Genomic DNA, 417 nt, shown 5'->3' with positions numbered 1-417 from the left:
ACGCTATCGCTACAACGCCGCCGGCGAATTGATCGCGCTCGACGATAACGGCCAATGCAGCCAGTTCCGCTATGATCCGGCAGGCCGACTGATCGAACGCCAACTCCCCGCCACCGAAGTCTGCCCGGCACAAACCCACCGCTTCCGCTACGATGCCGCCGGCCGGCTGATTGAAGCCACCACCGGTCGCGTCAGCAGCGGCTTTCGCTACGACAAAGCCGGCCAGCTGCTGGAGGAAACCAGCCGTCACGCCCTCGGATTCGAACATCGCCTGCAGCACCGTTACGACCGGCTCGGTCACCGCATCGCCACCACCCTCAGCGACCAGCGCGAGGTGGGCTTTCTTTACTACGGCCATGGTCATCTGCACCAACTGCTGCTGGATCAGGTTCCGCTGCTGGATTTCGAGCGGGATGC

At 63.5% G+C, this 417-nt stretch carries 1 protein-coding gene; it reads left to right on the top strand.

What is annotated here, in order from left to right:
- Positions 1-417 (top strand): RHS repeat domain-containing protein (locus PZA18_RS24305; protein ID WP_284103466.1); only part of this gene is annotated, 417 nt, incomplete at both ends.

Origin of the sequence: Parachitinimonas caeni, assembly GCF_030129945.1 — a bacterium.
Classification (GTDB): domain Bacteria; phylum Pseudomonadota; class Gammaproteobacteria; order Burkholderiales; family Chitinimonadaceae; genus Parachitinimonas; species Parachitinimonas caeni.
Note: the sequence above shows the minus strand (reverse complement) of the source record. Positions and strands in the feature narration are given on the sequence as shown.